The 13,345-nt window shown below is 57.4% G+C and carries 10 protein-coding genes and 5 pseudogenes; 7 read left to right on the top strand and 8 right to left on the bottom strand.

Translation table 11 applies throughout. The annotated features are described in order from the left end of the window. Nucleotides 1-5 precede the first annotated feature (5 nt). From dctP to NKG99_RS31685, 3 genes are all read left to right on the top strand, one after another. Nucleotides 6-1,178, top strand: a complete 1,173-nt coding sequence (gene dctP / locus NKG99_RS31695; protein ID WP_352873192.1) for a TRAP transporter substrate-binding protein DctP — start codon at nt 6-8, stop codon at nt 1,176-1,178. Nucleotides 1,179-1,251: 73 nt separating this feature from the next. Then, nucleotides 1,252-2,283, top strand: a complete 1,032-nt coding sequence (locus NKG99_RS31690) for a C45 family autoproteolytic acyltransferase/hydrolase (RefSeq protein WP_352873190.1) — start codon at nt 1,252-1,254, stop codon at nt 2,281-2,283. Nucleotides 2,284-2,311: 28 nt separating this feature from the next. Continuing rightward, complete coding sequence (locus NKG99_RS31685) at nt 2,312-3,460, top strand: mandelate racemase/muconate lactonizing enzyme family protein (protein WP_352873188.1); 1,149 nt, start codon at nt 2,312-2,314, stop codon at nt 3,458-3,460. Between the two features lie 15 nt (nt 3,461-3,475). Here the strand turns inward: NKG99_RS31685 and NKG99_RS31680 are convergent. The 3 genes and pseudogenes from NKG99_RS31680 to NKG99_RS31670 form a co-directional block, all read right to left on the bottom strand. Next, nucleotides 3,476-3,610: pseudogene (locus NKG99_RS31680) on the bottom strand (IS5/IS1182 family transposase); the annotation flags it as partial. After that, nucleotides 3,586-4,383 (bottom strand): recombinase zinc beta ribbon domain-containing protein, encoded by a 798-nt coding sequence (locus tag NKG99_RS31675; protein ID WP_352873187.1) that lies wholly within the window; start codon nt 4,381-4,383, stop codon nt 3,586-3,588. The gene NKG99_RS31675 and the pseudogene NKG99_RS31680, both read right to left, overlap by 25 nt. Before the next feature lie 200 nt (nt 4,384-4,583). After that, nucleotides 4,584-4,694: pseudogene (locus NKG99_RS31670) on the bottom strand (integrase core domain-containing protein); the annotation flags it as partial. 245 nt (nt 4,695-4,939) lie between these two features. On the opposite strand from NKG99_RS31670, the pseudogene NKG99_RS31660 reads away from it, so the two are divergent. Further along, nucleotides 4,940-6,118, top strand: a pseudogene (locus tag NKG99_RS31660) (IS110 family RNA-guided transposase); the annotation flags it as partial. A gap of 33 nt (nt 6,119-6,151) precedes the next feature. Here NKG99_RS31660 and NKG99_RS31655 read toward each other — a convergent pair. From NKG99_RS31655 to alr, 4 genes and pseudogenes are all read right to left on the bottom strand, one after another. Continuing rightward, nucleotides 6,152-6,999, bottom strand: a pseudogene (locus tag NKG99_RS31655) (transposase); the annotation flags it as partial. Nucleotides 7,000-7,152: 153 nt separating this feature from the next. After that, nucleotides 7,153-8,019, bottom strand: a complete 867-nt coding sequence (locus NKG99_RS31650; protein ID WP_352873184.1) for a TIGR01459 family HAD-type hydrolase — start codon at nt 8,017-8,019, stop codon at nt 7,153-7,155. A 57-nt stretch (nt 8,020-8,076) separates the two neighbouring features. Continuing rightward, nucleotides 8,077-8,982, bottom strand: coding sequence for a DMT family transporter (locus NKG99_RS31645; protein WP_352873183.1), 906 nt, complete (start codon nt 8,980-8,982; stop codon nt 8,077-8,079). Next, on the bottom strand, nt 8,918-10,117 hold the full coding sequence (alr, locus tag NKG99_RS31640; RefSeq protein WP_352873182.1) for an alanine racemase: 1,200 nt from the start codon (nt 10,115-10,117) through the stop codon (nt 8,918-8,920). The genes NKG99_RS31645 and alr overlap by 65 nt, the downstream gene beginning before the upstream one ends. Before the next feature lie 316 nt (nt 10,118-10,433). On the opposite strand from alr, the gene NKG99_RS31635 reads away from it, so the two are divergent. The 3 genes and pseudogenes from NKG99_RS31635 to NKG99_RS31625 form a co-directional block, all read left to right on the top strand. Further along, a complete protein-coding gene (locus NKG99_RS31635) occupies nt 10,434-11,570 on the top strand; it encodes a hypothetical protein (RefSeq protein WP_352873180.1) in 1,137 nt (378 codons plus the stop codon). A 237-nt stretch (nt 11,571-11,807) separates the two neighbouring features. Continuing rightward, the gene (locus tag NKG99_RS31630) at nt 11,808-12,617 is read left to right on the top strand and encodes an IclR family transcriptional regulator (RefSeq protein ID WP_352873179.1); all 810 of its coding nucleotides are present in this window, start codon (nt 11,808-11,810) and stop codon (nt 12,615-12,617) included. An 82-nt stretch (nt 12,618-12,699) separates the two neighbouring features. Next, nucleotides 12,700-12,932: pseudogene (locus NKG99_RS31625) on the top strand (8-amino-7-oxononanoate synthase); the annotation flags it as partial. A 183-nt stretch (nt 12,933-13,115) separates the two neighbouring features. Here NKG99_RS31625 and NKG99_RS31620 read toward each other — a convergent pair. After that, nucleotides 13,116-13,345, bottom strand: a 230-nt coding sequence (locus NKG99_RS31620; protein ID WP_352873178.1) for a transposase, incomplete at its 5' end; no start/stop codon positions are given.

Here is a 13,345-nt window from a genome sequence, read left to right as displayed (position 1 = left end):
CGGTAATGGACGCAAGATCCGAAGTGGAAAAACAGATCAATGGCTTGGTTGGAAAGCGGCTGCGCGAGGCCCGGAAGGCCAAGAACCTTAGTCTCGAGGCCCTCGCCGGAAAGGTCGGCATGTCTGTGTCGCAGCTATCGAAGCTTGAAACGGGAAAGGCCCCGGCGTCGATCGCAGCTTTGGTGCGTTTCGGCCTGGAATTGGATCGGCCAGCGCAATATTTTCTTCAGTCGGATTCTGAAATGCCGCGTTGTTTGGGCACTCTGGTACCGTCCTGGGATCCTGAGGGCAGAGCTATCGAGATGTTCTCGTCCCTAGTCAGCCAAAAAACAGGATACGATCTTGCGATTTCGGTATTTCCCGGGGGGCAACTTGGTCCCGCTGAAACTCAAGTGCGAGCCCTTGTTAATGGAATTATTGACATTTTTGTCGAAAGCCTTGGGTTTTTTCAGCACTATTCGGATCCCGTTAAGCTAGCATCACTCCCGTTTTGCTTCGACGATGAAAAGCATCTGGAACGATTTTCGGAGAGCTCCTTGTTTGATCGAGAAGTCAGGCAGGCCCTCCGAAGCAATTCGGTCGAACTTCTAAATCCGAGCTTGAAGTGGAAGCGGGGTCCTTCCCTGGTTTTGTTATCGCGGACCCCTATCTTATCTCCGGATGACCTAAGAGACTTGCCCATAAGGTGCCCTGAAAACGATACCATGTTCCGCTATCTCGAGATTATGGGGTGCCGACCTGTAGTTGTTCCGTGGAATGAGGTGGTGGACGCGTTCCAGGACGGCAAATTTGCAGCGATGATTACCAATCTCAGTCATATTGTGAGCATGCGTTTCACGCGATTTGCTCGGTTCATGACAGCATTGGACTACCGGCCACTCGACCTGACATTTGCAATGAACCTACAGCGTTATCAAATTCTCGCTCCGCACATTCAAACCGGGCTGGAACAGGCTGCCGTCGAGGCTGCGGAATTTTGTTCGAATTTGCTTGGCCACACGCGTGATCTTTTGCCTGCCCTATTGGAGGAGGACGGAGCTGTTTTGTGTAATGTCGGGGTAAAGGCGTGGCGCGCAAAGTCCCGCCAGGTTTTTGAAGAGATGGAAAAGGAGGGCGCCTGGCGTAGTGGTTTGGTCCAAGAGATCAGCGCACTAGCCCAAGTTGCAGGCGACGCATGAATTTTCTTGACAAGAAAATGTGGAGGTCTAAGACAGGCTTATAATTTTCCGCCTGACAAGGGCCGCAATTCCGATGGCGTCTGCGCTACCTATTCCAATTATGGTGCTGTCGGGTTCTCCATACGAGCGTGGCTTTCAGCATGGCAATCAGTTCGCAGCCGCAATCGATCAGGCCCTGGGCCGTCGGTTAGCATCGTTGTCAGCCGCGGATATGTCCCAGGCGCACAAGCGCGCCAGCGCTGTTCTGGCGACGATCGATGTGATGGCTCCTCATGTTGGAGCCGAGTTGCGCGGAATCGCAGACGGTGCTGGCCGCGAGGTGTCGGGTATCGTCCTGCGTAGCTCATTCGAACTTCTTGCGCCGCCTGCGGCGACGGGCTGCAGCGGTCTGGCAGTGCAAACGCGTGACGGAGCGCTGATTGCACAGAACTGGGACGGGCCGCCCGGGAGCGATGCGGAACAGGCTCTTTTCATTCATGTCGGCACAAGTGGCTTTGAATTCGCCACCGTGGCAGCCGTAGGTGGTCTCGGTTGGGTAGGGTTCAACCGAGCGGGCTTTGGTTTCGTCAACAATGACCTTGTCTTGAAGTCACGTTGCGACGGAATTCCGAGCCAAATCGTTCGCCGCGTTTTTCTTGGCTGCCCAGACGCGAATGCAGCAATCGAAGCGGCAAAGTCGCTGCCGCATATGGCTGGTCGGGCATACCTTTTCGGCGATGCATCAAACCAAATCGCCTCGATAGAGGTATCTGCGAGACATGGCGTGTCGGTGTGCAGATCGGGTTCATTCTTTGCCCACACCAATCATGCCTTGAATGATCAAATTCGCGCTGACGAAGATTCTGAGCTTTTGGCCAGGCAATATCCCTCGAGCCGGAAGCGCCTCGAGGTTCTGAAGATACGAGATGCAGGCTGCACAGACGCCTGCGAGGTCATGGATGTTCTTCGGGATCGGACCAATGCACCTGACTCGGTCTGCAAGCAGACCTCATTGGGTGAGCCGACGCAGACGGCCTTTTCGGTCATCATGCAGTGCTGGAACAGAACCTTGTTTCTGGCTCGAGGAATGCCCTCAGCGACCGAGTATCAGCGCATCAGCCTATAAGGTAACACCATCGGATTGCGAGGCGACTATGAAAATTACCGGTGTCAATATCTATTTGCTCAAATCTGGCCGCCTCCATCCTGTCTTGGTTGAAATCTCGACGGACGAAGGCATAACGGGGGCTGGCGAGGCGGGAATAGCCTATGGCGTTGGCGGGACCGCAGCGGCAGGGATGATCAAGGATCTCTCGGAACGATTCTTAATCGGCAAAGACCCCTCTCGGATCGAAGAGCTGTGGTCAACAATGTATGATCATTCGTTCTGGGCAAAAAATGGTGGCGCGATCATCTTTGCCGGCATAAGCGCGATAGAGCAGGCTCTCTGGGACATCAAAGGCAAATGTCTCGGGGTCCCCGTTTATGAGCTTTTCGGCGGAAAAATCCGCGATCGTGTGCGCGCCTACGCGAACGGTTGGTACGGTGCGGCTGACACGCCGGACGACTTTGCCCGTGCGGTAGAACGCCCTCTAAACGAGGGATATGGGGCGCTAAAATTCTACCCTTTGGCACAGCGGGTCGGCTCGGCTTTGCAACACGTGACACGACGATCGATGTCAGCTGAAGCAATTGAGCTTGCATACCGCCGCGTCAAGGCAGTCCGTGATGCGGCCGGGCCCGAAATTGAGCTCATGGTCGATCTCAGTGGAGGCTTGACTACCGATGAGACGATTCGGTTCTGCCGAAAAATCGGTGAGCTCGATATTTGCTTTGTCGAAGAGCCCTGCGATCCATTCGACAACGGGGCGCTGAAAGTAATTTCGGAACAAATTCCCTTGCCGATTGCGGTTGGAGAACGTGTCTATACCAGATTTGGGTTCCGTAAGATCTTCGAGTTGCAGGCTTGCGGGATAATCCAGCCTGATATTGGGACGGCGGGAGGCTTGATGGAGACGAAGAAAATTTGTGCGATGGCAGAAGCCTACAATATGCGTGTAGCACCACATGTGTGCGGAAGCAGTCTAATCGAAAATGCAACGCTACAGATTGAAGCCAATATCACGAATTTCATGATCCATGAGCACTATCCTGCTTTTAAGGCGGATGACGGATATGTTGAGGTTCTTGAGAGTCCGCCGTCTATCAGCTCTGGGTATTTCGAAATATCCAACGCGCCCGGACTGGGAGCAGTTCTTATAAAACGAAACATCGAACCGTACCTCTGGGCCTTATGCACATAGAGTCCGTTTTGAAATTCAAGGATGAGCGTTTCGGCGGATGAGGTTTGCGCCCATTGCGACGAGGATCATTGCGTGAGAGGCGTCGATGCGCTGCTCGTAGTCGCGCACGAGGCGGCGCCATCGGGTCATCCAGCCGAAGGTCCGCTCGACGAACGTCTGTACAATGTTGCGTGGAACTGGTCATTTTGCTTGGTGATTTTGGGCGGGCTGGGCCATCGAGCGGGGGAACCCGGAAGATGATCTCGATGTGGGCGTCGTCGATTTCGACCCCGACGAACCACGGAGCGGATGATCTGCCGCATGCCGGCCCGATCAAGGCCGGCGAGCCCTGCTGTCACCTTGGCGGAGAAGTCTTCCAGACGGCTGATGAGGAGTGAGAGGTCGCGTTCGTTCTCGGCCACTTCGACCGCCGCCCGGTGCCGCTCCTGAAGCTGGGAGAGGCGTTGTTTCAGGCCAGCGATACGTGGTTCGAATTCCGCCTTGTCGATGACGCCTTCGGCATAGCTGTCGATCAGTCGGCCGATGCCGCGACGCAAGGTGGCCATCTGTCGTTCCAGGCGGACGATCTCATCCGGCTCGCGGATTTCGTCGCGGGCTTGGCGGAGGCGGCGGCGATATTCGTCGGCCACACGACGCGAGTCCTCCAGAAGGCCTTTCACCTGATCCCACACTGCTTCTTCCAGGTGATCGCCGCGCACCGCCGGGTTGTTGCACACGGCGTGGCCGCTGAAGCGGTAGCCATCCGCAGCGATACAGCGATAGTAGCGCAGCGTGTTCGTCGGGTCATACTTGCGCGAACTCGGGGCGCGCTTGCCATAATAGGCGTAGCCGCAACGCCGACAGACCGTGAGTGTCCTGCAGCAGCCAGTCCGCGCCGGGCATGCGTTGGCGCTTGCGCTTGCCGTTCTCCTCAAGCTGTGCACGGGCCGCCTCGAACACGGTGCGATCTACAAGTGGGGGAACAGGGATCTCGATCCACTCTTCAGGCGGAACGAGAACGCGGCAAGTGGCCCGCGGCGAGGGCTGCGGATGGCCGCGGATTGGCCGCAACTGTGGTCGTGGTGGCAAGTAGCGGGCCCGCCCGAAAGGCGCGTCCGACATAGGCGGGATTGGCAAGCATACCGTCGATCCTCCATTCTTCGATGCTGTTGCGAGCGTGCCGATAGCTGTTGAAGAGCCGTTCGTTGAGGCACTCATCGCGTAGCCGACCATTGAAGCTTTCCACGAAGCCATTATCCGGCATGATGTTCTTGGTGCCATCGTTTGTTCGGTACGTCAGGTTCGTTAAGCTTGGCGCATCCGGGCCACGGGGCACCGGGAGCACGCAAGTGCGGGCAGGCCGTCGTATGCAGATGAACTGCGAGTTCGAGCACATTATCTGGCCGCCCCTACGACTCGCCCGGATGCGCTGCGAGCGCGGATCCGTATTTGTCGTGTTGCCCGCTCGCTCCCTGTTCGTGACCAACGATGGAGGGAACCGTGCGTATTATCGGCATGGACATACACCGCGTAGCTGCCGAGGTCGTGTCGTTGCATGATGGCAAGATCGTCAAGCTCGGCCGCGTTCAAATGCTGCGCAATAAGCTCGAGGAGTTCGCCAGGAAGGAACTCACCCACGATGATCATGTGGTGATCGAGGCCACGGGCAATGCTGCTGCCGTCGCTGAAGTGCTGTCGCCCTACGTCGATCGGATCGTGATCGCCAAAAGCAGGTGCACATGATCGCGCACGCGAAGGTGAAGACTGACACGATCGACGCCACTGTCCTTGCGAAGCTCTACGCCTCGGGCTTTCTGCCGGAGGTCTGGGTTCCGGATCCGGGGACCCTTGCCCTCCGAAGACAGGTCACCAGGCGGACACAGCTGGTTCGCCAGCGTTCGCGGCTAAAGAACCTGATCCAGTCAATCCTCCACGCCCACCTGATCCCGCCGTGTCCGCATGGGAACCTCGTCGGGATCAGCGGGCGCAAATGGCTGACGAGGCAAATATTGCCTGCGGATGAGCGCGCCGCCATCGAGCGCCACCTCGGCTTGATTAACCAGATCAACGAGGCGTTGACGGTGGTCGAGGCGGATATCGCCGTACATGCCCTCCAGGATCCGACAATCCGCCGCCTGATGACGTTGCCCGGCCTCGACGTCACCGTGGCTGCGAGCGTTGCCGCGGCAATCGGCGACATACGGCGCTTCAGCGATCCACAGAAGCTCGTTGCCTATCTTGGCCTCAATCCGAGCGTGCGGCAGTCCGGTGAGGGGCCAGCCTATCACGGGCGCATCACGAAGCAGGGCCGCGGCCATGCGCGGGGGATGCTGGTCGAGGCGGCATGGGCGGCTTCGCGCCTTCCACAAGCGGATCGCCTCGCGCCGCGGGAAGCACATCGCGGCCGTCGCCACTGCGCGCAAGCTTGCAATGATCATCTGGCACATGCTGAGCAAGGATACCGACTACATCTGGGCCCGGCCGGCCTTGCTCGCCCGCAAGTTCAGATCGGTCGAGCTGCGTGCCGGCCTTCCGACCAGCCATGCCAGACGCGGCACCGCCCTCGACTACAACATCCCGGCCAAGCGCGCCGAAGAACGATCCCGCGTCGAGAAGGCGAAGCTGCCTATTCAGCAGCGACTTCCCGATGGCGAACGAGGCCGGAAAGGCAGAAGGCTGTGGAAAAAGCCGCCGAATGAGAAGAACGGGCTATTCTACAACATCCGTCTGCATCGGCTTGCCCGGCGCGATACAGTGCCATTCGACCTGCCGGTCCTCCTGCCACGCCAGGATGTCATTCGAGGTCAGCTCGGTGCCATTGTCCGACACGATCATGTAGGGGTAGCCGCGATGCTCGTCGATGAGTTTCCGGGCGACACGCTCACCCGAGATCGAGTTGTCGACGACCGTGGCCAGGCACTCCCGGCTGAAGTCGTCGATGACGCACAGGATCCGGAAGCGGCGGCCATCGGTCAGCGTGTCCGAGACGAAGTCGAGGCTCCAGCGCTGGTTGGCGCCCTGCGGGATTGCCATCGGCGCCTTGGTGCCCAATGCCCGCTTTCGGCCGCCTCGCTTGCGCACCGTCAGCCGCTCCTCGCGATAGAGGCGATAGAGCTTCTTCCAGGCGTTCGGCGGCCAGTTCCCGCAGCCGCTTGCGCAAACCGGCATCATCTGGTCGCGATGGACGGTAGCGGTAGACCCGCGGCTCCATGCCGACGAGCCCGCAGGCCCGACGCTGCGAATAGCCCTTGTTCTCCATCGCCAGGTCACGGCAGTCCTCCTCGACCCAGGCGTCAGAAGTTTTTTCCGAGCATCTCGCGCAAGGTCGAGACGTCGAGCATGGCGTCGGCCAGCAGACGCTTCAGCTTGCCATTCTCCTCTTCAAGGCTCTTCAGCCGCTTCGCCTCCGATACGTCCATGCCGCCATACTTCGAGCGCCACTTATAGAAGGTCGCGTCGCTCACACCGTATTTGCGGCACAGCTCCGTTGCCGAAAGCCCAGCCTGGTGCTCCTTCAAAATGCCAATGATCTGTTCGTCAGAAAATCTCGATCGCTTCATTGCCTGTCTCCTCATCCGAGGAACAGGCTAACCTCAAACCGAGGACAATTCAGGGGAGCAGGTCAAAATCCGTCGGCTCAGATTCTCAAATCGAAATCATCCTTGAAATCAGTTACCTTGCCAAGGGTGGTGGTTCTCGTCACCTTTCCTCTCCTACCACCTAAAGAGGGAAGCAACGAACGTGGGAACGACTGGTTCTCCGGCAAAGAACTGCGCACTGGGCAATTTGCCTGCTGAGAAGTCACCAGCGGCGTCTCTATGAATGCCACTGGTGATGAAGAGCACGTCTATGCCCTCGTTTCGACCACCCGCAACGTCAGTCCGTAGCGAATCACCCACTGCGAGCACTTCATGTCTTTCGTAGCCGAGAAGGTCGAGTGCGCGTCGGTAAGCCGATGAATACGGCTTTCCATGGTAGAAAACCTCCCCTCCCAACGCTTCGTATTGCTCGGCGAGCGCCCCCGCACAAACAACAAGTTGATCGCCAACTAAAACGACCAGATCGGGATTCGCGCAGACCATGGGAAGTTTGCGCAAAGCACATTCCTTCAGCAGAGCCGCAACTTCTTCTGGCGGCTGAGTACTCGCCCCGGTGGTTAAAATGAAGTCGGCGTCCCGAGGTGAAAAGACCTCGAACCGATCTAACCCCCGGAGCAAGCCCGCCAGCTCAGGTGGTCCGATGTGGAAGTAGCGAGCTGCGAGTGCTCTATGCCAGTCGTCTGAGGCATTTTCTAGCGCCTTGTAAACCAGCTCTCCAGATGTGACAATATAGTTATATTGAGGCGGTCCTATTCCCATCGAATCTATGTGTTTAGCAACTTGGTAGGCACGACGGGGAGAGTTCGATAGGAGGCAGATATCAAGCTGCTTGTTTCGCAAAGCATTCAGGGCAGTGATCGCGTGAGGAAAGGCAACTTCCCCGTCGTGCAAGACGCCCCATAGATCCAGAACGACAGCACGATACCTTTCTATGATCGCCGCAATGCCTTCAATCATGATTGGCGCTTGCAAATTATTCATTGACCTTAGCTCCTTTTCACGCCTTCCTGCAACTCTTGGGACGGTCAAACGTCAGCGTTACGGGCGCGCCGCGAGTCCGGCCATCGCTAGAAGGTACCCGACTGTTGATGCGGTGATGATCCCACCCCCAACGAGGGTCGACAGGGAGGGTATTTCGCCGAATGCGAGCCACACCCAAAATGGAGCGAGCGGCGTTTCTAGCGCCCCAATCAAGGAGGCTTGCGAAGCTGGAACTCGACGAGCGCCAGCCGAATAGAACACAAAAGCCAATCCCACTTGCACCAGGCCAAAAAGCGCAAGATAAACCAGCTGTCTCAGACTTGGTGATAGCGGCGCAGCAAAGCACAGGCTGACCAGTGAGACGAAGACGTTAGCCGCGCAGATAGAAGCCAGAAGCGATTCTTCGCGGTGCCGGCGGATACACACAGCAACAAACGCGGTCATGAAGGTCATGGCGACGGCGAGAGCGCTGCCAACAAAGTCGGAGTCTAGATCTGTTCCCCAGACGAGCACGCAGGTACCCGCAGCCATTGTTACTATTGCCAACAGGGTCGCAGGACGAATTTTCTCGCCCAGCCAAAGCCACCCCAGGATAGCCGTGAAGACCGGTGTCGTCCCATAGAGGGCTGCTACGTTGGCAATCGAGGTTAACTGACACGCGGGGATGAACGCCAGCAGTGCGATTGCCAACGAGGCTGCAACAACCATCCCTCGCCCTGTTGGGCGGAGACTATGTCTTGGCCCATCTACAAAGAGATGAATTGCGAGGAAAGCCGCTGCAAACAGACTGCGCCAAAACAAAATTGTCCAAGCGTCAAGTGGCAGAGCCCTAACGAACAGCCCTGCGGTGCTCCACGCGACTGCAGAGATCGTGACAAAGAAAAGCCCTTTCCTATAACTATCTTGAAGCAAGGCAGTCGGGCCTCTTCGCTCTAGGCAGGGTGGCGCGCGGATCTTGGCCATGGCCTGCATCAGTCAAATTGCCCGGGAACCCTGCGGGTGCAGAAGAACCATCCAGATACCGCCTTGCGCAACCGGCACCAAGCCGCGTGAGCACTTCTTGTGGATGAACGCCAGCGGTCGCGGCAAGGTCATCGACGGTGAAATCGTCGCCCAGCAGTTCCACATTCGTACCCGGACCACAAAGCGACTCAGGAACATCCGTTACGTCAATTGTTATGTATTCCATGGACACCCTTCCGATTAAAGGAGCAGAATATCCAGCAAACCGGACGGATATCTTGTTGGCGCAGGCCCATGGAAGGCCATGCTTGTAGCCGATCGCGACGATCGCGATGCGGCTGGCTCGGGCCGTGCGAAAAGTCGCAGCGTAGCCAACTGCCTCACCCCTTGCTACATTCTGCACCCCGAGTGTTTTTGCCTTCAGGCTGGCAACGGGCTTTAAAGGATTTGGCCGGATGCCGGCATTGTTAAGTCCGTACAGTGCCGAGCCCACCCGTACCATATCGAAGTGATAGCGTTCCCCTAGCCACACACCGGCAGAAGCAGCGAGGCTGCGAAGTGTCGGTTTAAGCAGATCTGACGTCGCCCGAAAACGGTTCCTTTGTAGCAAATTCCTTGCGTCCCCAGCGCGTTCGCTGCATGCGAGGTGGCTGAGTACGGCCGAAGGCGGATGCCGCTTGAAGAAACCACAAAGATACTTGCGCCGGACGTCATCGAAAGCGAGGCCAAAGCGAGAGAGCCCAGTCTCCACGTTGAGAAAGTATGTTTGCGGCTCCCGTGCGCCGCTAATGGCATCCAGTTCGACACAATTATTCACAACTGGTATAAGACCGTTCGATCGATAGTGTCCGCCATACCTCGCAAACTCATCGCAAAAAACCGCAACTGCCGCGCCAATATGGGAAGACCTCAGAAGCAGCGCTTCGTGCAGATTGCCGACGAAGAGCAGATCACATCCGGCGTCAATGAGCGCGCCTGCAATCTTAACCAAGCCAAGCCCGTAGGCGTCGCTTTTGACGACAGCGGCTACCCTTACCTGTGGCCCAACGAGGGCCGATATGGTCTGAAAGTTCACCTGAATCGCGCTGAGATCGATTTCGAGTACAACATCGGCAGGTTGTACCGAGGTCAACATGTCTTGCTCTCCACCTGTCCTCGGCCCGCCTTTCGAAGCACCGCAAATTCGCCGGGCGGCATGTAAACCGTTTCATCGAAAAGCTCAGCCGCACTCCATACCTCCTGCCACACGTAAGCGACGTATCAGCTGCAGGCTTGGTATAGACAGAGAAAAGCAGAGCAATAGCCTCCAGCATAGGTGTGACAGTATTATATGATGTAACATTTATATTACAATTGTTTCAGGAGCGCAACATAAAATTCACGAAACTCTCATTCCGTCCTTGCTAACTCCACGTTACAACCTTCTTCGGCAAGGAACCTGGAGAGCTGCAGTGAATGGCCGCGTAAAGATCCTGATTGTTGGGCACGGCGTACTTGGCGGGGCCGTTCTTGATTTTCTCAGCCAAAGCGGCAGACCCTACGATCTGCACGTTGGAGCACGAGATCTGCAGCGGGCCTCCTTGAGGGTCAACCTCGCAAAGTACACTGCCGTAAACCTCGGGCTCTCTCCGGCCATCGAGGTAGTTCCGCTGGATTTGATGAATATAGAGGCTACAGCAAAGCGCCTAGCGGTCCTCCGTCCTGATATAATTTTTAATGCCACGACTTTGCATTCCTGGTGGCGGATAACGCAATTGCCGACCGATGCCTATCAGCAGATCGATAGAGCACGCGGCGGCGTATGGACGCCCATGCATATAATGCTCGTACGACGCCTCATGAGGGCTGTGCGGGAAGCTGGTGTGGAGAGCATCGTCGTCAACGCATCCTACCCTGACGTCACGAATGCCGCGCTTGCGGCCGAGGGTCTCTCGCCGACAATTGGGATCGGTAACATCGCAAATGCCGTGCCGGGCATCAGGTTGGCAGCAGCACATCTTCTGGGCTGCGAACTGAAAGCGGTGGATGTGCAGTTTTTTGCCCAACATTATGTGAGTTATCGTATGCCGAGCACCGGCTCCACGGACGGAGCGCCCTATCACTTGACCATATATCGGAACGGCCAGAAAGTTAGGCCACAGGAACTGGGGCACAATGAAATCTTCGCGAACGTAGCCGGACGGTTTCGCCGAGTGAAAGGTCTTGCGGGGCAATCCGTCACCGCTTCGTCAGCGATAGCGATTCTACGCGCGTTTGCCGATCAGTTGGAACGCGTTGTTCACGCGCCGGGACCACTTGGTCTCGTGGGAGGCTATCCAGTTAGGATTGCTCCAACTGGTATTTCGATCGAACTGCCTCAAGGCTTGTCCTTGGACGATGCGGTGGAGATTAATTCGCAATGCCAGAAGTACGATGGGATCGAGGCGGTCGAAAGCGACGGTACCGTGCGCTTCACGGGAGAATCGGCAGGAATCTTACGTGAGCTGCTCGGCTATGATTGCGAAGCAATGGCGCTGGATGAGTGCGAACAACGCGCAGATGAGTTGGCAGCTAAATACGCCGAATATTGCAACCACCTTCAATCATAGACGCCACTCGCGCCGCTTGACTACATTAATCGAGGCCTGGCCTGCCAATGTACAGCTGTTTGTTCGATCTGATCCCTTTCGCCCTCCCGGTCGCCGATCAGTTGTCAGCCACCGCAAGCATCTCGCCTGATTGCATCAAAATGCAGCCGGCCTCCGGCAGAATTTGGAACACCGTTTTTTCCACCGAGCGCCCTGGCAGTCGACCGGTTTTAGAACCTTGAGGGCGCGGGCGCCATCGTGAAAAGGCAAATCGATAAGATTGAACCGGAAGAAGTAAAGGGCGCACAGCTTCTCGACCGCTCTGTGGCTCTTCTAAAATATCTTGCCGAGGTGGGGGAGGAAGGGGCGCGTGTGCACGAAATGGCGAAAGCTTTCGGCCTCACCATGTCAACAACGCATCGGATCGTGAGCGCGCTTGAGCGGCATTTACTACTTGAGAGGGATCCCTCAACGAGGCGCTACCGCTTGGGTTTGTTATTGTACACGCTCGGAGCCAAGGCCGTTGAAAGCACGAGCTTACGTCGTTGCTGCCGTCCCGCGCTATTGCGACTGGCAGCCAAAACGGGGAATTCTGTCTCTCTGGTGGCGAGAAGCGGCTTCCATAGTGTGTGCTTAGATAGGCAAGAAGGAACCTACCCCATAGACAGCGTGGCCCGTCACGCGTGTAGTCGGGTGCCGCTGGGCGTCGGTTCGGCAAGCCTTGCAATTCTGGCTTTTCTGCCCCCTGAAGAAGCCAATGGAATCATAAGCGCCGACGCTCACCTCTACCACGCTTTCAACGGCCGAAGTGCAGAGGAGATCCGGCACCAACTGCCGGGCATCCGTAAGGTAGGGTATGCTCTAGATCAGGGCCATCTCGTAACTGGAATTTCATCGCTAGCGTTGCCGATCCGACCGCCTGGCAGGGATGTCGTTGGGGCCTTGGCTATCAAGGCGACAATTGCACAGATGCCGCAAGAGCGGATTCCGAAGCTCCTGAGGTGGATGAGGCGCGAGATTCAGACCATTCAGCAAATTGTGATTTCTGCCCGCCCCAAGGAGCAGTAGCAATGATTGGTGCGATCATTCACACAGCCGAAGCTTGCCGGTCGCGACGTCAGTCCTATCGAGGATGCGACCACGCGCTGGCGCGCCGATGGAGAGCCTGGTCGAACTTGCCGATCGGCACGAGGCATTCATCGTCGTCGACGATGCTATGCCACATGCGTCTGAGGCCTGGACGGTCGCGGCCTTGCCACCGCGTTCTGGGAACGCGACAACATCGTCGCGCTCCACACTTGCCGCAAGGCGCTCGGTGCGTCCGGCGCACTCGTCACCGGAGCGCGAATCTTTTGCGACTATCTCGTCAACCGTTGCCGGCCAAGACCAAGCTGCGCGAGATCGCCTGGCGGCCCTGGGTGACGGCGAAACACCGCCACAGACCACATTCGAACCGCCAACTTGGCCGCGTTCTTGGCAAGCGCTATCACGCGCTTGGATCGTGTCCCAGGGAGTGGTGTAGCTGACGGCTTGGTCGCCGTGCTCTCCGGCATGGGGCCGGGCTGATCAGCGTGCCACGGCTGGCAGGCTGATCAGAGGATCATCGCTCATTTGGCTGATGGTTTCCAGCGTCATGTATCTGGTGCGCTGCACGGCCCATTCGTCGTTCTGTTCGAGCAGGATCGCGCCAACCAGGCGGACGATGGCGTCGTCATTTGGGAAGATGCCGACGACCTCGGTGCGCCGCTTGATCTCGCCGTTGAGGCGCTCGATCGGGTTGGTCGAGTGCAGCTTGG

Source organism: Mesorhizobium sp. M1409, assembly GCF_040317535.1.
GTDB lineage: Bacteria > Pseudomonadota > Alphaproteobacteria > Rhizobiales > Rhizobiaceae > Mesorhizobium.
The sequence above is the reverse complement of the archived record's forward strand: the minus strand, read 5'-3'. Positions and strand labels throughout refer to the sequence as shown.

Excerpts from the sequence above, each read along its gene's own strand:
- NKG99_RS31690 (WP_352873190.1), top strand. The coding sequence starts at position 1,252 with ATGGCGTCTGCGCTACCTATTCCAATTATGGTGCTGTCGGGTTCTCCA.
- dctP (WP_352873192.1), top strand. The coding sequence starts at position 6 with ATGGACGCAAGATCCGAAGTGGAAAAACAGATCAATGGCTTGGTTGGA.
- NKG99_RS31685 (WP_352873188.1), top strand. The coding sequence starts at position 2,312 with ATGAAAATTACCGGTGTCAATATCTATTTGCTCAAATCTGGCCGCCTC.
- NKG99_RS31645 (WP_352873183.1), bottom strand. The coding sequence starts at position 8,982 with ATGGCCAAGATCCGCGCGCCACCCTGCCTAGAGCGAAGAGGCCCGACT.
- NKG99_RS31650 (WP_352873184.1), bottom strand. The coding sequence starts at position 8,019 with ATGAATAATTTGCAAGCGCCAATCATGATTGAAGGCATTGCGGCGATC.
- alr (WP_352873182.1), bottom strand. The coding sequence starts at position 10,117 with ATGTTGACCTCGGTACAACCTGCCGATGTTGTACTCGAAATCGATCTC.